Here is a 20,429-nt window from a genome sequence, read left to right as displayed (position 1 = left end):
TATGCAGATACATAAATTACAGAGCGAACGCTCGCAACAGATACAGGAAATGCATCATGTGAGTGCCTTGTGCGCTAAGGTGCTGGCCTCCAGGGGGTTAAAGGATGAACAGATAGCTGAGCTTTTGCAGAAGCCGCAGCTGGCAGACCCGTTCACGGCAAACGGAATGCAGGAGGTTGCAAAGCGCATCTATCAGGCGAAGCAGAATAAGGAGCGGGTCATGGTATGCGGAGATTATGATGCGGACGGCATTTGCTCTACAGCGATTCTTGTGGATGCGTTGCGCCGCTATGGCATACAGGCCGGATTTTATATACCGAACCGCTTTGCAGAGGGCTACGGTCTGCAGAAGCATACGGTGGAGCTGGCACATGAAAAGGGGTACAGCCTGCTGATCACCGTTGATAACGGCGTGAAGGCACTGGATGCGCTCACGGAGGCAAGAAACAGAGGGGTGGATGTAATCGTTACGGATCATCATGCCATGGATGAGGAATTCCCCTGTCTGTATCTGCTGCATCCGTTTCTGATGGGGGAACGCTTTGAAACATTGTCCGGAGCCGGCGTTGCGCTGGAGATTTCCCGTGCACTGCTGGGGGAGGTAAAGGAGCATGTGGTGCTGGCCTGTGTTGCCGCCATTGCCGATGTGATGCCGCTGCGTCAGGAAACAAGGGCAATTGTGCAGCTCGGACTGCAATACCTCCGTCAGGGCATCTGTCAGCCGATTCAGCTGCTGGCCAATGACCGTTATCCGAAATGGGATGAAACGCTGATCGCCTTTCAGATCGTGCCAAAGCTGAATACGACGGGACGGCTTGCGGATATTGCAAATGCCAACAATACCGTGCGGTATCTGCTGAGTACGAATCTGGAGCAGCTGCAGCATATGGCAAAGCAGATACGGGAGCTGAATGATCGCCGGAAAACGATGAGCGATGACATGGTCAAGGTGGCACGCACGCTGGTACGCCCGGAATATCGGTTTCAGCTGCTGTTTCATGACTCCTTTCATGAAGGTATGGCCGGGCTTGTGGCAGGTAAGCTCAGTGAGGAGCTGCAGCTTCCCGTCATGGTCGCCGCTCAGCGAGAGCAGATGTTTAAGGGCAGTATCCGCTCACTGGATCTGCTGGATCTGACGACCTTTTTTGATGCCTGCCGGCCTTCGCTTTCCGCTTATGGCGGTCACAAGGCGGCTGCCGGTATCGGTTTTCCTTATGAGAATAAACAAATCGTGCAGGACTATGTCAATACCCGCATGGAGGGGATTCACTTCCAACAGGAAAAAAGCTATGACGTGATTCCCATCCGTGTTCAGGAGGCTACACTGGCAGAGGTGGAGAGCCTGTCTGTGCTGGGACCTTTTGGCTGCGGCTTTGAAGAACCGCTGTTTTATCTGGAGGAAGCAAGCGTGCAGGGCTGCCGGTTGCTGGGCAACCGGGAGCATGCGAAATGGATACTGAGTGACAGCCTTGAAGCGATGTATTTTCGCTGCGGCAACGCATATGAACGCCTGCATGAGAAAAACAATGTAAATTTTATTGGAAATCTTCGAATAAATTCCTTTATGGGAAGAAAAAAAGTGAATATTTTTGTAACAGAGGCGTATTAGCTAATGCTTTTTCAGAAAGAATTTGATATAATACATGCATAAGTGCTAGGAGGCTACACACATGAATTTTAAAGATTATATTGCCAGTATTCCTGATTTTCCTCAGGAAGGGGTTTTGTTTCGTGATATAACGCCGCTGATGGCGGATGGGAAGGCGTTTAAGGAGGCCTGTGATAAGGTGATTGATTTTGCCAGATCCGTGAAAGCCGACGTCATTGTCGGTCCGGAATCCCGCGGCTTTATCTTCGGCTGTCCGGTCGCCTATGAGCTGGGAATCGGATTTGTACCGGTACGCAAGCCGGGAAAGCTGCCAAGAGAAACTGTAAGCGTATCCTATGATCTGGAATACGGAAGCAATGAGCTGCACGTTCACAGGGACGGCATCAAAAAAGGACAGCGGGTGCTGATCGTGGATGATCTTCTGGCTACCGGCGGTACCGTGGATGCGACCATTCAAATCGTACAGGAGCTGGGCGGAGAGGTTGCCGGCTGTGCATTCCTGATTGAGCTTGCGGGCTTGAAGGGCCGGGAGCATTTAAAGGATTTTAATGTATTTTCCTTAATGTCTTACGAATAATAAAAACAAAGGGGAGCTTCCCCTTTTCTTGAATGCGGGTGATACTATGGTAAGTAAGAATGTCGTGACCTTTGATGAAATGATGGTTGAGGTCAGAAAATATATCAAAAAAGAAGAAAATATCGATCTGATCACGAGAGCATATCTGTGTGCTGAGAAAAATCATACGGGGCAGTACCGCAAAAGCGGGGAGCCGTATATTATTCATGCGATACAGGTCGGCTACATACTGACGATGCTTCGTACAGGACCAAAGACGATTGCGGCAGGCTTTCTGCATGATGTGGTGGAGGACTGTGACGTTACCATTCAGGAAATGAGTGATATGTTCGGAGAGGAAGTCGCCTCTCTGGTAGAGTCGGTCACAAAAATCGGTGCCCTGAAATTCAAGGATGAAAAAGAATATCTCGCCAGCAATCATCGTAAGATATTTATTGCTATGGCAAAGGATGTTAGAGTTATACTGATCAAGCTGGCAGACCGCCTTCACAATATGCGCACACTGCAGTATATGCGTCCGGAAAAGCAGAAGAAAATAGCTTCTGAAACACTGGAGGTCTATGCGCCGATTGCACACCGTCTCGGTATTAGTGATATCAAAAACGAGCTGGAGGATCTGTGCTTTCAGTATTTGAACAAGGAAAAATATTATGAGATTGCAAAGCTGGTAGAAAAGCGCAAGACAGAGCGTGATGAGCAGGTGCAGCGCATGATTGCCGATATCAGCTCTCTGCTGGATGCCCATCATATCGGCTATCGCATTTTTGGAAGAAGCAAGCACTTGTACAGCATCTATAAGAAAATGATGACGAAAAACAAGCGGTTTGAGGAAATTCTCGACCTGCTGGCGATCCGTATTATCACGGATACCGATACTGCCTGCTATGAAACACTGGGCTATATCCATGCAAAGTACCGACCGATTCCGGGACGCTTCAAGGACTATATCGCCATGCCGAAGGTGAATATGTACCAGTCCTTGCATACGACGATCGTTGCGGAGGATGGCAATATCTTCGAGGTGCAGATTCGTACCGAAGCGATGGATGCCGTGGCAGAGCAGGGTATTGCGGCGCACTGGCGCTATAAGGAAAACATCAATGGCGGACGCGAGGTGCATCAGAAGGAAATCGAGGAACAGCTGCACTGGTTTAAGGATTTCAGTGTCATGAGCGATGAGGTCAATGATGATGCCATGGAATACATGAATCTCTTGCAGAAGGATATTTTTGAAGCAAATGTGTATGTCATGACACCGAAGGGCAAGGTGATTGCGCTGCCCAATGGCTCCACTCCGATCGATTTTGCCTATCGCGTGCATACTGAGGTCGGACATCATACCGTAGGAGCGACCATCAACGGTGTTCTCATGCCGTTGAATACGAAGCTGAAAACAGGGGATGTTGTCAACATCCGTACCTCCAAGCAGTCGCCGGGTCCAAGTGAAGACTGGATCAAGGTCGTGAAATCGGCACACGCCAGAAACAAAATCCGTTCCTTTTTCCAGAAGCAGGAAAGCGAACGCCGCAGCATGGATATCAAAAAGGGTGAGGAGCTGCTTGTCGAGGAGCTGAAACGGCGGAATCTGGATGCGGATACGTATACCGAGCAGAAAAAGCTGGAAAGCATTGCCGGCTCCCTAAGCTTTAATTCCTATCAGGATTTGATGTACGCAATCGGTGTGAAGCAGGTGTCGCTGCCATCGGTTATCGACCGTCTGGTGAAGCATAAGACCAGTGTTCCGCTGGATAATGAAGAGCTGGCAAAGATGTTTAACCGTCAGGAACGCAAGAAGAAGCCGTCCGCTACCGGCATCCGCATTGCCGGTATCGAGTCGATGAAAATCAGTCTTGCGGCATGCTGTGCACCGGTTCCGGGGGATGAAATTATCGGTTATATTACCAAGGGGGCAGGTGTTAAGGTACACCGTGCCGACTGCCCGAATATTATAAACGAAAAGCAGCGGCTGATTCCGGTGGAATGGGATGAGAATATCGAGCAGAAGACCTATGAGGTCAAGCTGATCGTCAAATCCACGGATCGCAATTTCCTGCTGAGTGATATTGTGACGGTCGTGTCTCAGTGCAAGGCCGGTCTGCAGCATGTGGATTCCACAGTGGAGGAGGACCGGATATCCGCGACGACGAAAATGACGGTGGTCGTAGAAAATTCCGAGCATCTGCGCAGTCTGATGGCGAATCTGCAAAAGGTGAACAGTGTGAAGTCCGTCGAACGAGTGATACAGTAAGACCTTCCTAGAAGGTCTTTTTGAAAGGGAGGATGAGGCTATGCTGCACATACGACAGGCAAGAGAAGCGGACAAGCCGGCAATCGAGGCGATGTATGGAAGAAGGGTGCGTTATAATGATGCGCACGGCATCCATCAGTGGAATCCGGATGAGGTGAGCTGGGAGGCGTTTTCCAAGCTGTATTCAATTGCGGATTATTATGTAGGAACCGTAAATGAGAAGGTGGTATGCGGTTTGTTCATCGTGGATGAGGATGCCCTGTACTGGCCGGACATGGAAAAGGGGACATCACTGTATCTGCATAAAATCTGTGTGGACCCCGCGTACAGCGGAAACGGCTATGCGGATGCCATGATTCAATATTTTATTGAAAAGGGACGCAGGGAAGGCTATCCCGACGTGCGTCTGGATGTGCGCGAGCATAAGGATAAGCTTCGAAGGATGTATGAGCGAAACGGATTTCAGCTGTACAAAACAGGGCGATTTCATCCCGACTTTACTACAGCTTTATATATCTATCCGTTTGAAAAGGCCGTATAGCTTTCTATGCCGGTATCATAGCAGCTGGTGTGATTGCTGAATTTGAATTTGAAGAGGAGACTATGATGATAGCTATAATAGGTGCAAGTACGTTTTCTGTGGTAATTATCTTATCTGTTCTTTTGATATGTGGACTGCCATTGGGCGAATTAACAATGGGAGGACGATATAAGGTTTTTCCGAAAAAGCTCAGAATCGTGTTAGTGCTTCAGTTAGTACTGCAAATGTTTTTTGTAATCATAATTTTGCAAATGGGAGGGATCGTTCCTTTATGGTTTTCCCGGAATATAACAAAAATAATTTGTGTTATTATGGCGGCATATCTTTCGTTAAATACCGTTATGAATTGTATTTCAAAAAGTAAGAAAGAAAAAGTTGTTATGACACCGCTTTCGCTGATTTCAGCAATTTGCTTTTGGGCTACTGCGCTGTAAAAAACAGTGTTATTAGAATTTGCGGAGGGAAACTCATGAAGAAAGTGATAGAGATGGTAGTTTGCTGTATGCTGATCGTAACATTAGTCGGATGCAAAAACGCTGTGACAACAAATGTAAAGATTGATTATGGAACATCTGCAATCTACACAAAAGAAGATATGGATTCTGCAATAGATACTATAAAAGAAACCTTCAAATCGTTTGAGGGATGTGAGCTGTATACTCTTTCATATTCATCCGATGATGTTTGTAGGGATGAAGAAAATATTGCATGGATGAACGATTTAGAGAGAGCTAATGATAATAAGCAGATTTTTACACAATGTATTATGTTTGATAGCAGCTTTCGCTCTCCGAAAAAAGGTGGCGGGGCTTGGGAACCTAACGAGGAATATACATGGTCTTGGTGGTTAGCTCGGAGTGAAGGTGGGGAATGGAAACTAATGACTTACGGATATTAAAGAGTGACTAGTTCAGCTTATCTAGCAGAATTATAAGTTGCAGAGATGAAAAACACGAAAATTATCAAAGCATCAGATAGGGATTCAACATTGACAGAGCAGCATTTCTTCATAACAGAGGAAGAAAAGTGTGTATGAAAAAATATGTGCAACAGGCATAAAAGATACCTTGTCCGTTATTGAAGAAAACGAAAATCAGGTCCCGGATAAGGGAAAGGCTTGGGCAGAGAATTGCTTACATACGCAATAGATAAATATTTCAGTGAATGATCTGGAGTAAATGAACAAAACCCTCTTGCAAAAGGGTTTATGAATATATGGGATGTAAAATATGGAAAAGGACTGGTGTGATGAACAAGGCAATGTATACCCACTTCTAAATATGAAATTGATTGATGAATTCAGTGAAGAAGTGAGAAAAACAGGAATTCATAAAGAGGTTAAGAAATGAAGTATACGATCAGAGAATTAAGCTCAAATGAGTATAAGATACTGGAAGATTTTTTATATGAAGCAATATTCATTCCAGAGGGTGTGGATTCGCCATCGAGAGATATTATAAAGCAACCTGAATTGCAGCTGTACATCAGTGAGTTTGGCAAAGAAGATGATAATGCTTTCGTTGCAGAAATTGATGGAAAAGTTGTTGGTGCAGTCTGGACTCGCATAATGAATGATTACGGACATATTGATGATCGGACTCCTTCTTTTGCGATTTCCCTATACAAGGAATATCGAGGTCTTGGAATCGGAACAGAGATGATGAGACAAATGCTTGTAGTTTTACAGGAGAAAGGGTATAGAAAGGCTTCTCTTGCTGTTCAGCAAGCAAACTATGCAGTCAGAATGTATCAACAGGTTGGTTTTGAAATTGTGGATAAGAATGAAGAAGAATATATTATGGTTTGCAATTTGAAGTAATCAAATTTTTCAAAATTCATTTATCTTATTCAGATGGGGGAATAGACTACTATATAGCGAAAGAGGTGTGGCTGTGAACATATTGATTCTTTATTATTCCGGTGTAGGTAACACAAAAATGGTTGCTACAAAAATATTCCATGAATTGCAAGGCTCGCATGAAGCTACTCTAGTTTCTATCGAAGATTTGTCAACGGATATAACCATAGCTGATTATGATAGTCTGGTGATAGGTTTTCCCACTATTCACGCTGCTCCTGCATACCCCATACTTACCTTTATCAAACAGATGGAGCAACTTGAAAACTCTATTCCGGCTTTCCTTTTTACAACCTGTGGATTATATTCGGCAAACACGTTAAGGATATTCGCAAAACTGTGTGAGAAGAAAAACATGATTACGATTCTAAGTAGAAGTTATCGCTGTGCTGCTACGGATGGGATTTTACTTGCACCCGCTATGCGTATATGGTCACGCCATGAAAAACGATTAGACAAAAAAGTGGAGAATGATGTCAGCGTTTTTATCAGGCGTTGTAACGATCCGGTAGTTGCTGATATTCCGCGTTTTAAAATATATAGTATATTGAACTACCCCAATAAATTTTTCGGACAGCGGTTTTCTCCTCCAATATACACTCATAAACAGCATTGCGTTTTATGCGGGAAATGCAGAATACACTGCCCTGTGCAATGTATCTGTAAGGACGATGAGGGATACCCGTTGTTTGATAATGAAAAATGCATACATTGTTATAGGTGCATTCACCATTGCCCTAAAAAGGCACTGTCATTGACCAAAAAGCGTCCTCTATTAAAAACACTGAACGATGGATGGAATTGGAGTAGTGGTGATAGAAAATAAATGAAAGCGTATAAAGATTACAGACATTGGATAAGTTCTTTCCATGATGAGATAGTCGTTATCGCTAGCAGAAGGAAGGAGACTGTATGAGCAGAAAAGAAGTCACAACAAAAGAAGATATCATGACGGTTATCGATATATTGGAAAATGCAGAAATAACATATTGGATTGACGGCGGCTGGGGTGTTGATATACTGGCTGGAAAGCAAACAAGAGATCATAGAGATATTGATATTAATTTTGATTCCCGATATACAGAAAAACTGTTGCATATACTTTTTGAATACGGATATGAAATAGATACGGATTGGAAACCTGTAAGAATGGAGCTGTATAGTGAAAAATACGGATATTTGGATATACACCCATTCGTTTTGCATGAGGATGGTACCGCAAAGCAGGCATCATTGGAGGGGGACTGGTATCAGTTTGATAAAGACCTTTTTGGCAGCTCTGTTTTTGAAGGTAGAACAATTCCCTGTATATCTGTAAAGGGACAAAAGCTCTTTCATTCAGGCTATGAATTAAGAGATAAGGACAGGCATGATATTTTGATTCTTGAACGCATGACGGAATAGGGTATCGCACCGCAAATTGCATTTTGTATGATGAGTAAGGCTTTGAAGTCATCATACGGTAAATCCTTTTGATATTGTATATTCCGGAAACACATGATGCTTCTATTATGACACAAACAGAAGAAAAACCCCCTCTTGTCATCTGAGGGGTCTTTTCACTATGAATGAAAAGCGGGCATTGCCAGGAAGATAACACCTGTCTGTAATCCTGATAACCGAAAAAATTCAGCGCTTCCTTTTTCTATACAGCATCAACTCACAGCGAAGACTGTTCCACATGCGGAAGTATTCAGTTATATAATGCCTGCATTTTTCCTTTTCTGCGGTTTTCTGCATCACATAGTCATCAAAGAATTTCCGTACCATATAGCTGGCTCTGCGCACATGAAAGCAGCTGGTCACAACAATGACGTGCTTCCATGCATGTGCATCACATAGTGTTTTTGCATACAGCAGATTCTCATAGGTGTTTTTCGCCTGACGTTCCAGAAGAAGCGCTGCGCTTGGAATGCTGCATCTGATTGCATATGCCGCCATGATATCCGCTTCCGTGTAAGTGTTTCGCACACTGCCGCCACTGATCAGAATACAGCGGACCCGCTTTTCTTTATACAATGTAATTGCCGCATCCATCCGTGTTTTCTGCACACGGGACAGACTGCCGTCCTCCTCTGCCGGACTGCCAAGGACAATCGCCACGTCGTATACTCGATCACTCTGCGGCTTTGGCGGGGTAGGAAAATAATGATACAGAATAAGATTTGCTGCAACCACAAGCAGCACAAGTGTAAGCAGACCTGTCATGATGTGATGTACATGGGACTGCGCAGCTCGCTGTCCATGACTTCCTTTCGTTTGGATAACGGGAAGGCACAGGCGTATGCGGCAGTTGTCCGCAGAAAAATTTCCCGATGCTCCTTTGGAATCTGATGAAAGGCGGAAGCGATCGCGATTTCCTTTTGCTTCAGCTCACGCAAATACGCCCTTCCGGTATCATTGAATGCCAGAATCCGCAGAAAGGTACAGGGGGGAAGGCTGTCGATTTCCTGCTTATCCGTATGGGTCAGAATATGGGTAAGACTTCGCTGGATACTGCTGCGTGGATAACGCTGTGTGATGCATGCCTGTAGAAAGGAACCGTAGTCCATGTGTTTGCGGGCATTGCCTTGCAGCATATGCTCCATACCCTCATCCACCAGAAAGCGCTTCTTCAATTCCTCTGCCGGTGTGCACAGCAGCAGCGTCTGCAAATAAGGATAATAGTCCTCCATAAAAACCCCTTCCTGCAAATCCTCTGCCATGGGTGTTGTATGGCTGATCGGCTTTTTCTCCTTAACGGCTCTGCGTATGGCAGTCGCAGAGCTGATGGCATGCTGAATGTCCTCATCATGGTAACCGTTGGTGCGCTGTATGGCGATAGGCTGAATTGCGCTGTCCTTCAGTGCACGAAGATACGCCATTCCTAGAATATCATTACTGGCAACACGTCCATGCACCATTTCCAGCGTCTTAGCCATAGAAATACCGTTTTTTCTCTGCTTCTGATAGTGCTCGTAAGAGGTATCCGCCAGCCGGTGAAGCTGCTGCATGTCCGTTGTTTCACTGCCGAAGACCAGCGTATCGATGCCGGCCAGCTGTAGCAGCGCCACTGCCTGCCTTGCGAAGATGTCCGAACGCTGCACAACATAGGGGTAGGGAAGCTCAATCACCAGATCGCATCCCGCCTGGATCGCCGCCTTTGCACGTGTCCATTTATCAACGATGGCGCATTCACCCCGCTGTACGAAATTTCCGGACATGACCGCAAGCAGGGCATCACAGCCGGAAACTCTGCGTGCCTGCTCGATATGATAGCGATGTCCGTTATGAAACGGATTGTATTCTGTTACAATTCCACAGCTTCGCATGGTATCACCTCCTGCTGTCTTTCAGTATACCATAGCGATTGTTGTATGACTACTGCCAGCTTCTGCTTTTGACACATTTACGGCTTTGTCAAAATGCTGCGGGCAATGCTGTTGAAATTGACACAAGTATGATACAATGCAGGTATAAGGAAGTGAGCACAATGACGACAACATTACAGGAATACAGCTTTATCAGCGATGCGGATGCTTTAGAGATATCCGTGCTGCGCTGCACGCCTGCAGGCAGGCCCCGGGCAATCATCCAGCTGGTACACGGCATGGCGGAGCACAAGGAGCGGTATATGGACTTTATGCAGTATCTTGGAGAGCTGGGATATCTGTGTGTGCTGCATGATCATCGCGGTCATGGCAAAAGTATTCGCAGGGAAGATGATCTGGGCTATATGGGCACAACGAAAGCTGCGGCACTGATAGAAGATATCCGGCAGCTGAATGCGCAGCTGCACAGGGAGTATCCGTCCTTGAAGATTTATATGTTTGGACACAGCATGGGCTCACTGGCGGTACGAGCCTATCTGAAACGCTACGATGATACCATTGATGCACTGATTGTCTGCGGCAGTCCCAGCAAAAATCCGGCTGCCGGTGCCGGAAAGCTGCTGTGCAAGCTTATGAAGTGCATGAAGGGTGCACACTATCGCAGCCCGCTTATACAGAAGATGGCATTCGGTAATCATTGTGATGGCTTTGCAGAGGAGGGCAGCGACAATGTATGGCTGTGCTCGGACATGGAGGTTGTGCGTGCCTATGACCACGATCCGCTTTGCGGGTATACCTTTACCCTCAACGGATTTGAAAACCTCTTTTCCCTGATGCAGGATGTCTATGAACGCAAAAACTGGACGCTGCGCAACAGGACACTGCCGATTCGCTTTATCGCAGGCAGTGAGGATCCCTGTATCATCCGTCGCGGGAAGTTTCAGGAGGCAGCCGGACTTCTGCGTGAAGTCGGCTACAGCGATGTCAGTGCCAGACTGTTTGACGGCATGCGTCATGAAATACTGAATGAACCGGATCATCTGCTTGTATATGAGGATGTTTCTGCATTTCTTTTAAAGGTGGAAGAAAAAAATACGTAAAATCCCGGAAATGAAAAGAAAAATGAAAAAAATACTTTTCATTCCTCCTGTTTTGTGGTTTAATATATAAGCTAGCCTATGGAAGAGAAGATGGTGTTGACTTTGTCGCAGATTTTCCTTATAATAGGATAGGTCAGACAACGAGGTGATTCTTTTGAAATGGTCCAGAATGGAACTGCTGCAGGCGAAGGATGCAACGATCGAATTTGACGAAATGATCCGATTTGAGCCCGAGGTATTTTCTAAGATGCATCAGATCAGAGGATTGCAGGATGTTACGGTATCAGGGAATGTTCATTACGAGGCTTCCAGTGAACGCGTATTTGCGGATCTGGATATTGAAGGCGTGATGATAGTACCGTGTTCTATAACCCTTGAGGATGTAGAATATGATTTCCATACAAAATCTTTAGAAGTGTTCTCCTTCGAAAAGACAGATGACGAAGATGTACACGAAGTTAAAGGTGATGTCGTAGAGTTATTGCCGGTGATCTTTCAATTGATAGTGATGGAGGTTCCCCTGAAAATTGTGAAGGAAGGACTGACACAGTATCCTAAAGGTGACGGTTGGGAAGTTGTCAAAGAGGAAGATTACATAAAAGAAAAAAGCAAAGAAATCGATCCTCGTTTAGCAAAGTTGAAAGAATTCAAATTGGAAGATTAAGTAGGAGGTGCTAACATGGCTGTTCAACAGAGACGTAATTCAAAAACAAGAAAAGCAAAACGTAGAACTCATTATAAATTAGCTGCACCGACATTAGTAAAATGTCCGGCTTGCGGTGAGTACAAGGTGCCGCACAAAATGTGTTCTTGTGGTGAATACAACGGAAAAACCATCGTAGAAAAATAGAGTAAAGGCCGTACATGCGGCTTTTTTTCTGCCTTTTGGAAAAAAGGTTGATGTTTGACCTGTTTCGTGGTATATTATGTACAGATACTTCAACCGGAGTGGGTCAAGCCCACTCCTTCATTATGTTTGTAAAGGAGAATGTTATGGATCAAATACAAAAACTGAAAGAACTGATCACTCCGCTTGTGGCAGAAGACGGTATCGAGCTGTATGATGTTGCCTGGCATACCGAAGGCAGTATGCGCATTCTGCAGGTGTCGATTATGCATAAGGACGGCAGTATGGATATTGATACCTGTGCTGCACAGTCTGAAAAAATCAGCGCGATGCTGGATGAATTGGATATGATTGCCAGTGAATATTTTCTGGAGGTCTGTTCTCCCGGCGCAGAGCGGGAATTGAAAAATGAAGAACAGATCAAGGATGCCATCGGCGAATTTGTATATGTGAAGCTAAAGAATCCAAAGGCTGGCATGGATGATGTAAAAGGAACCCTGACAGCGTTTGAAAACAATACGGTATATCTGGATTACATGGCAAAGGCCGTGAAGAAGAAGGCGGAAATCGAGATGGATAACATCGCACTGATCCGTCTGTCTGTGAAAATTTAGAAAGGATGCGAATAAAAAATGAAATTAAAAGATTTTATGGCTGCGATGCAGGCCATCGAAACCGATAGAAAGCTTTCCAAGGAAGTCGTTGTAGAAGCCCTGCAGGAAGCTTTGGCAAAGGCATTTCGTAAGCATATTGAAATACCGGATGCGCTGGTACGCGTGGATGTCAACGAAAAATCCGGTGATATCAAGGTCTATCAGCAGCGTCTGATCGTTGAAAACGTAGAGGATGACGAGCTGGAAATCTCCTTGGAGGACGCAAAGCGTGTCAATCAGGAGCTGGAGCTCGGCGGTGTTGTGGAAGAGGAAGTCAGTATAGCCGATCTGGGACGCGCAGCTGTTATTCTGGCAAAGAATGTCATGAAGCAGAAAATCCGCGAGGCAGAAAAGCTTGTGGTGTATGAGGAATACTGCGATAAGGTGGAGGAAATGGTCATGGGGACGATTGAATCTGTCGAGGAGAAATTCTGTGTTGTCAATATCGGTAAGACTCTTGCTCTGATGCCGAAAAATCAGCAGATTCCAAATGAGCGCTACCGTGAGGGTGAAATGATCCGTGTGGTAATCACGGAGGTAAACAAGGAAACCAAGGGTGCACAGGTACTGGTATCCCGCGGGGATGCGACACTGGTAAAGCGTTTGTTTGAAAAAGAGGTTCCGGAAATCTTCCAGGGTATTATTGAAATTAAGGCGATCGCGCGGGAAGCGGGAGAGCGTACGAAAATGGCAGTCTATTCGCACAATGAGAACATCGATCCGATCGGTGCCTGCATCGGTCCAAGAGGACAGCGCGTACAGGTTATCATCGATGAGCTGGGCGGAGAGAAAATCGATATCTTTGAATGGAGCGAGGATGTGACGGAGCTGATTAAAAATGCACTGTCTCCGGCTGAGGTTCTGGCGGTTATCCCGAGTGAGGAGCGCAAGGGCGGACTGCTCGTTGTCGTACCGGATAATCAGTTATCTCTGGCTATCGGTAAGCGTGGAAAGAACGCACGGCTGGCTGTAAAGCTGACCGGAAACAAAATCGATATCAAGGCGGAAACCGATGTGGACGCAGCAGGAATCAACTGGAAGGAAATCGCAATGAAGCAGCGCGAGGAATTCCTGGCACGTCAGCAGGAGGCCAAGCTTGCTGCACAGATGGAGCGCTTTGAAGAAAACGCACAGCCGCAGGATGCACTCAGTCTGGATGATGCAGGCGTAAGCTTCCAGGAGGCTGTAACGGAAGAGGCTGTCAGTGAACCGGTTGTGGAAGAAAGCAGTGAACCTGTGGAAGCCACAGCGTTACCGGCTGTTGAGGAAGCAAGTGTGTCTGCCCCTGTTGAAGAGGTGGTTGAGGAAGCACAGCCGCAGGAAGAAACCGACCTGGAAAAGGCTGCCCGCATTGCCAGAGAAAAGCAGAAGCAGGAGGGTCTGAACCTGAAGGAAAAACAGGAATACCGTTCCAAATTCGAGACACTGGCAGATGCATCAGCGAAGCAGGATGATAAGGCCGCTGCAAAACCACGCTATAAGAAATACGACAAATACGAGGAAAAAGAGGAGCGCCGTAAGCCAACCTTTGACCTGAACAAGAAGGATTATGAAATGAAGCCGATCTATTCTGAGGAGGAGCTTGCGGAAATCGAACGTGAAGAGCGTGAGATTGAAGAGAGCGACTGGATACATGATGAAATCGACTTCGATGAATACGATAAATATTACGAAGAATAAGATGTAAGGAGGTAGATGCGACATGAAGAAAATACCGATGCGTAAATGTGTGGCTACCAATGAAAGTCTTCCGAAAAAAGAGCTGATCCGTATTGTCCGTACACCGGAGGGAACAATTGAAATTGATGAAACCGGAAAACGCAACGGCCGCGGAGCTTATCTGAAACGCAGTGTAGAGGCGCTGGAGGCTGCGATGAAGAGAAAATCACTGGTACGTTCTCTGGAATGTGAAATACCTGAGGAAATCTACGATAAGCTGAAGGAGATGTTTAGCAAATGAAGGATGTGACGGGCATACTGGGACTGGCGGCACGTGCAAGAAAAACGGCTACCGGAGAAATCGTCTACACGCAGCTTCGTGCCCGTCATGTCCATTTGCTGATTCTGGCAGAGGATATCGGTGACAATGCGAAAAAGAAGCTGAACGATAAATGCAGCTTTTACAAGGTTCCCTGTGTTTACATGGATGGAGCATTGATGAATATGGCGATCGGCGATCGCAACAGAAAAGCAATCGCAATTCTTGACAAGGGATTTGCAGAGAAGATTGCAGCTTGCTTGAAAGGCTAGGTGATTATATGGCAAGACAACAGCATAGAAGAGGAAATAACAATCGGAAGGGGAATAACAACAACCGATCAAGAAACACAAACACGAATTTTACACCAAAGAAGGAACGTGTAGAAGTAAAGGAAATCACATACAACGGACCACTGAGTGTAGGAGAGCTGGCAGAAAAGCTGAACCGCAATGCGAGTGAGGTTATCAAGCTGCTGTTCATGATGGGAACAATGGTTACCATCAACTCCACGCTGGACGATGAGACAATTGAGCTTGTCTGCATGGAATGGAATGTAGATGTGCACAAGGAAATTATTATAGAAGAAAGTGATTTTGAGGAACAGATGGAAGAGGCAGAGGATGAAGCTCTTCTGGAAAATCGTCCTCCGGTCGTTACCATCATGGGACATGTTGATCATGGTAAAACAACGCTACTGGATACCATCCGTAAGACACATGTTACAGAAGGCGAGTTTGGTGGTATTACCCAGCATATCGGTGCCTATCAGGTAAATGTAAAAGGAAAGCGGGTTACCTTCCTGGATACACCGGGACATGAGGCCTTTACCGCTATGCGTGCCCGGGGTGCCAAGGTTACCGATCTGGTTATTATCGTTGTCGCTGCCGATGACGGTGTCATGCCGCAGACCAAGGAGGCCGTTGACCATGCCAAGGCTGCAGGTGTACCGGTTATCGTTGCAGTCAACAAAATTGACAAGGCCGGTGCGAACCGTGAACGCATTGTTTCCGAAATGAGTGAGCTTGGTCTGATGCCGGAAGAATGGGGCGGAGATACGATTTACGCGGATATCTCTGCAAAATTCGGAACCGGTGTCAGTGATCTGCTGGAAACCATTCTGGTCGTATCCGAGGTATACAATTTCCGTGCCAATCCAAACAAGCTGGCAACCGGAACGGTTATCGAGGCGAAGCTGGATAAGGGGCGCGGTCCTGTTACCACGCTGCTCGTACAGGGTGGTACCCTGCATACCGGGGATGCAGTCGTTGTTGGTACGGCCTTTGGTAAGGTGCGAAAGATGACGGATGATCACGGTCGTGAAATCAAGAAGGCTCTGCCTTCCACACCGGTGGAAATTATCGGTTTGAATGATGTGCCGATTGCCGGAGATATCTTCAAGGCATTCGATCATGAAAAGAAAGCCCGTCAGATTGCGGAAACGCGTCTGAACAACAAAATCGCTTCCGAACGGAATGCGACAGGCGCTGCGATGTCTTTGGATGATCTGGCTCGTCAGATTGAAGAAGGAGAAGTACAGGAGGTCAACCTGATTATCAAGGCCGATGTACAGGGTAGTGCGGAAGCAGTTCGTGCAAGCATGGAAAAAATCGACGTACAGGGCGTACGTGTCAATGTCATTCGTTCTCAGGCGGGGGCAATAACAGAATCCGATATTCTGCTGGCAAGTGCATCCCATGCCGTAATTTACGGCTTCAACGTACGTCCTAACGCGCTGGTACGTAAAAAAGCAGAAGAGGAAGGAATTGAAATCCGTCTGCACAATATTATTTATAAGGCATTGGAAGAAATGGAAAATGCCATGAAAGGTATGCTGGCTCCTGTTTATGAAGAGGTTGTCATCGGACAGGCTGAGGTGCGTCAGATTTACAAGGTCTCCAAAGTGGGAACGATTGCCGGGTGTATGGTCACCGATGGCTGTCTGCGCAAGGAATGCGGTGTTCGTCTGATTCGTGAGGGCGTGGTTATCTACACCGGCAAGCTGGGATCACTGAAACGTTTCCAGAATGATGCCAAGGAAGTAACCAGCGGCTACGAATGCGGTCTGACAATCGAGAACTTCAACGATATCAAGGTGGATGATGTTATTGAGGCGTATGAAGATCAGCAGGTTGAGCCAGAATAAACATAAGGTGATAACATGACATTAAAGGCTGAAAAAATAGCGGGAATTATTCAGAAGGAAATTTCGGAGATTATCCAGTTTTCTCTCAAGGATCCCAAAATCGGATTTATTACGATTACCGATGTTACGGTGACCAATGATTTATCCATTGCGAAGATTTATGTTTCTTTCCTGGGGCAGAAGCCAAGAGAGGAAGCCGGTATGAAGGCACTGGATCGCAGCAGGGGCTACCTGCGCAGCGAGCTTGCCAAGCGGATGACGATCCGTAAGGTACCGGAGCTGATTTTCAAGCTGGATGACTCTTTGGAACGCGGAAATAAAATCGAGCGCATCATCAGTGAAATCAATAAGTAAATGAAAACGAAGCCGCAAGGATCAAAACTCCTGCGGCTTCGTTTTTTTTGTGCAGCTGCCACTGACTGTATACAGGAAGCTGCCTGTAGGGTGCTTTGCCCATTTTTTATGCCGCATCACACTCCTGCATAGAGGGATGAACAGATACTTTAGGAGCGTACAATACGGTGATGAATGGATACAGCTACGAAATGTAACAATCGTGACAAGACATTGTGCTTAGGATCATTTCCAGTGAAACGTAATGAGGTGGGTGATTCCAGAAGATGCCACATCATCAGGACAAAAAATCAATTACATGCGTATAAGCCAATGCAATTGATTCTTTCTAATTTCCTGTTTTTTCTGATGACAGCCTGTTATGAACAGGTTATTCAAGACAGCAGTTAACGGCATGTTATGTTTCTTTTGACTGCAGGTTCTGGTAATAGAAAATCGCAAGCTGGGTACGGTCACGCAGCTGCAGCTTTTCCAGCAGGCTGCTGAGATAGTTGCGGACTGTCCCTTCGCTGAGGAACAGCGTCTGTGCCAGCTCTTTGTTGTTGAGCCCCTTGGCAACCAGCTGAATGAAATGCAGCTCCCGCTCATTCAAATCATAGCTGCACAGCGTTTCCTTTGTATGCTGCTTCAGCAAATCGGGAAGCTTGGCGATAATTTCCGTATTGAAAACATTCTGTCCCATATACACTGCCTCCAAAGCCGGAATGATGGAATCGAAGTTCTGCTTAAGGATATAGCCCTTGACTCCCAGCTTTAAGGCGCGAATGATATAGTCATCATCGGAGAATGTTGTTAGAAACAGAATGCGGGCATCCGGAAAGCTGTGTAGAATTGCTTCACTGGCATCCACGCCGTTCATCCCCTCCATACGGATATCCATCAACAGGACATCAGGGTTGGTTTCCCTGTACAGCTGCAATGCTTCCCGGCCGCTGCAGCCGATACCCGCAATGGTTTGTCCCTGTGCCTCCAATATGGTTTTTAAAGAGCTGCATACAAGTTTGTCATCATCAACAATCAGTATTCTCATGGTTTATCCTCCTTCGGCAGTGTGATATAAATTTGAAAGCCGGATGTGTGTGTGATGTTCAAATAGCCGTGCATGTCCGCTACACGCTCCTGCATGTTGCTTAAGCCGATGCCTCTGGTCTGCCAGGGGACACTGCTGTGCCTGGTGCCGTTATCACGTAGAATCAATTGATAAAAGGCCGGCTGCTCGCGTACGGTAATGCTGTATTTTGTCGCATTGGAATGCTTCATTGTATTGTTCATGCTCTCCTTTACAATGGCAAGGATATGATAGATTGTCTGCTGAGACAGGGGATGCAGCACATCGTATTCCAGCGTACCATCACAAAAGCTGTAGTCCTTGAGCAGGCGCTGCAGTGTCACCTGCAAATCCAGTGCATCATCGTGCAGGTCATGTACACTGCTTCGTACGTTATCCATTCCCTGAGAAAGGGTATCTCGTAAATTCTGAAGCGGCTCCTTCAGCTTATCTTCCTTTTGAATTGCCTGTATAGCGCCGATCTGCAACAAAGCGCTGCTAAGCAGATGTCCCACATGATCATGAATTTCTCTGGCGATACGGTTTCTTTCATCCAGAATGGCGATTCGGATTTCCTGTTCCTGCTGGACAAGAAGATGCCTGTTTTTATTGGACAGAATATCTGCCAGCTCCTTTGTCGCATCGCGCTGCCGCATGAAGGAAAGCTTAATTTCCTCATTTTCCTCCCACTGCTGCCGAAGGGATATGGCGAATATAGAAAAAATGGCAATGGCACTGCATAAATACAGATTTTCCATACGCAGATGAAAGAGAATCGGAAGCAGATACAGGAGGATGGTGTAAGAAAAATGCTGTCGTCTGATACAGTATAGCAGCAGCGGCAGATAGTACAGAAAGCTTTGCTGCAGGGTGGCGAGCAATGCAAACAGAATCATTGCATACGGCGTCCATGTTCGCCTTGTGTACAGATAGGATATAGAGGCCAGAATCACTGCTGAAAGCAGAGCCAGCAGGCGGTACAGCTGATGGTCATAAAAAAAGCTGAAGCAGCAGCCGATACATAAAAATAACAGATAATTTATAAGCTGTTTCATGGCTTCTCCTCCTGTTCTGTCTCTATTTTACCATTGTTTTGGGACAGATACAATTTGTCATGCGTGAATATGACATCTGTCATATCCGAATGTGAAGATATACACTACCGAAAATTTACCGGATTCTCTATAATATAGACAAGGACAAGGAGGGAGCATCATGATTATTGAAGTAAACAATTTGGTGAAACGATACAAGGAGCTGATTGCGCTGGATCATTTCCGGCTGGAGGTTGAGGAAGGTGAAATTCTGGGACTTCTGGGACCGAACGGAAGCGGGAAAACAACGGCAATCAACTGTATGCTGGCTCTGTTAACATATGACAAGGGAGACATCCGCATTTTCGGAAAGCAGATGAAAGCGGACAGCTACGATTTGAAACAGCAAATCGGTGTGGTTCCGCAAAACGTAGCAGTTTTTCATGAGCTGAGCGTCGAGGACAACATCAATTACTTTTGCGGTCTGTATGTCAGTGATAAGGCAAAGCGTAAAACACTTGTGGATGAGGCAATACGTTTTGTTTCATTGGAGGAGTTTCGTAAATTCCGACCGGGTAAGCTGAGCGGCGGTTTACTGAGAAGGTTGAATATCGCCTGTGGAATTGCACATCAGCCAAAGCTCATTTTCATGGATGAGCCGACGGTCGCAGTCGATCCACAGAGCCGTAATGCGATACTGGAGGGCATACGGCGCCTGAATGCGCAGGGGGCAACCATTGTGTATACCTCTCATTATATGGAAGAGGTTGAGGAAATTTGCAGTCGCATCATCATCATCGACAAGGGAAAAACCATTGCGGCTGGCTCCAAGGAGGAGCTGAAGGCCGGCATTATGATGAAGGAAAAGATCGAAGTGGAGCAGGTGAAGCTGCAGGAGCAGCAGGTACAGGATATTCAGGATATCGCAAATGTGTTCTCCGTACAGTACAATGCCAATGTTCTGCAGGTTAAGTTTACTGAAGGAAAACGCAATCTGGCCAATCTGCTGGATTACTTCACACAGGAGAATATCACCTATGGCAAGGTGTATTCCCAGCAGCCGACCTTAAATGATGTCTTCCTGGAAATCACAGGAAAACAGCTGCGGGATTAAGGAGGGGTGAA

At 46.2% G+C, this 20,429-nt stretch carries 23 protein-coding genes; 19 read left to right on the top strand and 4 right to left on the bottom strand.

Going from position 1 to position 20,429, the window contains the following annotated elements; genetic code table 11:
* Position 1 precedes the first annotated feature (1 nt).
* From ACG3M1_RS13225 to ACG3M1_RS13185, 9 genes are all read left to right on the top strand, one after another.
* Positions 2-1,609, top strand: a complete 1,608-nt coding sequence (locus ACG3M1_RS13225) for a single-stranded-DNA-specific exonuclease RecJ (RefSeq protein ID WP_002609227.1) — start codon at positions 2-4, stop codon at positions 1,607-1,609.
* A 61-nt stretch (positions 1,610-1,670) separates the two neighbouring features.
* Positions 1,671-2,186, top strand: a complete 516-nt coding sequence (locus ACG3M1_RS13220) for an adenine phosphoribosyltransferase (RefSeq protein WP_008817144.1) — start codon at positions 1,671-1,673, stop codon at positions 2,184-2,186.
* 46 nt (positions 2,187-2,232) lie between these two features.
* On the top strand, positions 2,233-4,434 hold the full coding sequence (locus ACG3M1_RS13215) for a RelA/SpoT family protein (protein WP_009587392.1): 2,202 nt from the start codon (positions 2,233-2,235) through the stop codon (positions 4,432-4,434).
* Positions 4,435-4,474: 40 nt separating this feature from the next.
* A complete protein-coding gene (locus tag ACG3M1_RS13210) occupies positions 4,475-4,975 on the top strand; it encodes a GNAT family N-acetyltransferase (RefSeq protein ID WP_008817145.1) in 501 nt (166 codons plus the stop codon).
* Positions 4,976-5,037: 62 nt separating this feature from the next.
* Positions 5,038-5,409, top strand: a complete 372-nt coding sequence (locus ACG3M1_RS13205) for a hypothetical protein (protein WP_227761412.1) — start codon at positions 5,038-5,040, stop codon at positions 5,407-5,409.
* Between the two features lie 35 nt (positions 5,410-5,444).
* Positions 5,445-5,873: a hypothetical protein gene (locus ACG3M1_RS13200; protein ID WP_009270369.1), complete on the top strand. Its 429-nt coding sequence runs from the start codon at positions 5,445-5,447 to the stop codon at positions 5,871-5,873.
* 447 nt (positions 5,874-6,320) lie between these two features.
* Positions 6,321-6,794, top strand: a complete 474-nt coding sequence (locus ACG3M1_RS13195; RefSeq protein WP_008817149.1) for a GNAT family N-acetyltransferase — start codon at positions 6,321-6,323, stop codon at positions 6,792-6,794.
* A 73-nt stretch (positions 6,795-6,867) separates the two neighbouring features.
* Positions 6,868-7,659, top strand: coding sequence for an EFR1 family ferrodoxin (locus tag ACG3M1_RS13190; protein WP_008817150.1), 792 nt, complete (start codon positions 6,868-6,870; stop codon positions 7,657-7,659).
* A gap of 86 nt (positions 7,660-7,745) precedes the next feature.
* Complete coding sequence (locus ACG3M1_RS13185; RefSeq protein ID WP_008817151.1) at positions 7,746-8,237, top strand: nucleotidyltransferase domain-containing protein; 492 nt, start codon at positions 7,746-7,748, stop codon at positions 8,235-8,237.
* Positions 8,238-8,462: 225 nt separating this feature from the next.
* Here the strand turns inward: ACG3M1_RS13185 and ACG3M1_RS13180 are convergent, their stop codons facing one another.
* Both ACG3M1_RS13180 and ACG3M1_RS13175 read right to left on the bottom strand, forming a co-directional pair.
* Positions 8,463-9,041, bottom strand: a complete 579-nt coding sequence (locus tag ACG3M1_RS13180) for a YdcF family protein (RefSeq protein WP_100933557.1) — start codon at positions 9,039-9,041, stop codon at positions 8,463-8,465.
* Positions 9,038-10,144 carry a nucleotidyltransferase family protein gene (locus tag ACG3M1_RS13175; RefSeq protein WP_021420758.1) on the bottom strand — a complete coding sequence of 369 codons (1,107 nt, stop codon included), beginning with the start codon at positions 10,142-10,144 and terminating at the stop codon, positions 9,038-9,040. The genes ACG3M1_RS13180 and ACG3M1_RS13175 overlap by 4 nt, the downstream gene beginning before the upstream one ends.
* A 161-nt stretch (positions 10,145-10,305) precedes the next feature.
* On the opposite strand from ACG3M1_RS13175, the gene ACG3M1_RS13170 reads away from it, so the two are divergent.
* From ACG3M1_RS13170 to rbfA, 9 genes are all read left to right on the top strand, one after another.
* Complete coding sequence (locus ACG3M1_RS13170) at positions 10,306-11,244, top strand: alpha/beta fold hydrolase (RefSeq protein ID WP_008817154.1); 939 nt, start codon at positions 10,306-10,308, stop codon at positions 11,242-11,244.
* Between the two features lie 169 nt (positions 11,245-11,413).
* Positions 11,414-11,908 carry a YceD family protein gene (locus ACG3M1_RS13165; protein ID WP_021420759.1) on the top strand — a complete coding sequence of 165 codons (495 nt, stop codon included), beginning with the start codon at positions 11,414-11,416 and terminating at the stop codon, positions 11,906-11,908.
* 15 nt (positions 11,909-11,923) lie between these two features.
* Positions 11,924-12,094, top strand: a complete 171-nt coding sequence (rpmF, locus tag ACG3M1_RS13160; RefSeq protein WP_002609214.1) for a 50S ribosomal protein L32 — start codon at positions 11,924-11,926, stop codon at positions 12,092-12,094.
* A 143-nt stretch (positions 12,095-12,237) separates the two neighbouring features.
* Complete coding sequence (gene rimP / locus ACG3M1_RS13155; RefSeq protein WP_044947953.1) at positions 12,238-12,705, top strand: ribosome maturation factor RimP; 468 nt, start codon at positions 12,238-12,240, stop codon at positions 12,703-12,705.
* 18 nt (positions 12,706-12,723) lie between these two features.
* Positions 12,724-14,424, top strand: coding sequence for a transcription termination factor NusA (gene nusA / locus ACG3M1_RS13150; RefSeq protein WP_054344337.1), 1,701 nt, complete (start codon positions 12,724-12,726; stop codon positions 14,422-14,424).
* 22 nt (positions 14,425-14,446) lie between these two features.
* Complete coding sequence (gene rnpM, locus ACG3M1_RS13145; protein ID WP_002609211.1) at positions 14,447-14,704, top strand: RNase P modulator RnpM; 258 nt, start codon at positions 14,447-14,449, stop codon at positions 14,702-14,704.
* Positions 14,701-14,994 carry a L7Ae/L30e/S12e/Gadd45 family ribosomal protein gene (locus tag ACG3M1_RS13140; RefSeq protein ID WP_002609210.1) on the top strand — a complete coding sequence of 98 codons (294 nt, stop codon included), beginning with the start codon at positions 14,701-14,703 and terminating at the stop codon, positions 14,992-14,994. Before rnpM ends, ACG3M1_RS13140 begins: the two co-directional genes overlap by 4 nt.
* An 8-nt stretch (positions 14,995-15,002) precedes the next feature.
* Positions 15,003-16,868 carry a translation initiation factor IF-2 gene (infB, locus tag ACG3M1_RS13135; protein ID WP_002609209.1) on the top strand — a complete coding sequence of 622 codons (1,866 nt, stop codon included), beginning with the start codon at positions 15,003-15,005 and terminating at the stop codon, positions 16,866-16,868.
* 15 nt (positions 16,869-16,883) lie between these two features.
* Positions 16,884-17,222 (top strand): 30S ribosome-binding factor RbfA, encoded by a 339-nt coding sequence (gene rbfA, locus ACG3M1_RS13130; RefSeq protein ID WP_002609208.1) that lies wholly within the window; start codon positions 16,884-16,886, stop codon positions 17,220-17,222.
* A 397-nt stretch (positions 17,223-17,619) separates the two neighbouring features.
* Here the strand turns inward: rbfA and ACG3M1_RS13125 are convergent, their stop codons facing one another.
* Together ACG3M1_RS13125 and ACG3M1_RS13120 are read right to left on the bottom strand one after the other, a co-directional pair.
* Positions 17,620-18,252, bottom strand: a complete 633-nt coding sequence (locus tag ACG3M1_RS13125; RefSeq protein ID WP_002609207.1) for a response regulator transcription factor — start codon at positions 18,250-18,252, stop codon at positions 17,620-17,622.
* Positions 18,249-19,325 carry a sensor histidine kinase gene (locus ACG3M1_RS13120; RefSeq protein ID WP_008817157.1) on the bottom strand — a complete coding sequence of 359 codons (1,077 nt, stop codon included), beginning with the start codon at positions 19,323-19,325 and terminating at the stop codon, positions 18,249-18,251. Before ACG3M1_RS13120 ends, ACG3M1_RS13125 begins: the two co-directional genes overlap by 4 nt.
* Before the next feature lie 160 nt (positions 19,326-19,485).
* On the opposite strand from ACG3M1_RS13120, the gene ACG3M1_RS13115 reads away from it, so the two are divergent.
* Positions 19,486-20,418, top strand: a complete 933-nt coding sequence (locus tag ACG3M1_RS13115; protein ID WP_009270376.1) for an ABC transporter ATP-binding protein — start codon at positions 19,486-19,488, stop codon at positions 20,416-20,418.
* Positions 20,419-20,429: the final 11 nt, after the last annotated feature.

Origin of the sequence: Clostridium sp. 10cd* (genome assembly GCF_044336395.1) — a bacterium.
Taxonomy (GTDB): Bacteria; Bacillota_I; Bacilli_A; order Erysipelotrichales; family Erysipelotrichaceae; genus Clostridium_AQ; species Clostridium_AQ innocuum.
Note: the sequence above shows the minus strand (reverse complement) of the source record. Positions and strands in the feature narration are given on the sequence as shown.